Source organism: Cupriavidus sp. SIMBA_020 (assembly GCF_046535395.1).
Lineage (GTDB): Bacteria > Pseudomonadota > Gammaproteobacteria > Burkholderiales > Burkholderiaceae > Cupriavidus > Cupriavidus campinensis.
The window spans coordinates 1-278 of record NZ_JAWRWU010000416.1 but is presented as its reverse complement, the minus strand read 5'-3'; the positions used below and the strand labels follow the sequence as shown (position 1 = coordinate 278).

General features: G+C 66.9%; 1 protein-coding gene. It reads left to right on the top strand.

Features of this window, described 5'->3' with window-relative positions:
* A partial coding sequence (locus SB751_RS29840) for an endonuclease III domain-containing protein (protein WP_410749004.1) occupies positions 1 to 278 on the top strand: 278 nt, incomplete at both ends.

Below are 278 nucleotides of genomic sequence, written 5' to 3'. Positions count from 1 at the left end.
GCAGGCCACCGACAAGTCGGTGAACATCGCCACCCGCAAGTTCTTTCCGCAATACGGCACCCCCCAGGCCCTGGTGGCGCTGGGCGAGGAAGGCCTGTCCGATTACATCAAGACCATCGGCCTGTACCGCACCAAGGCCAAGAACGCCATCGCCACCTGCCGCATCCTGATCGAACAGCACGGCGGCGAAGTGCCGCAGACGCGCGAGGCGCTAGAGGCGCTGCCCGGCGTCGGCCGCAAGACCGCCAACGTGGTGCTGAACACGGCCTTCGGCCAGC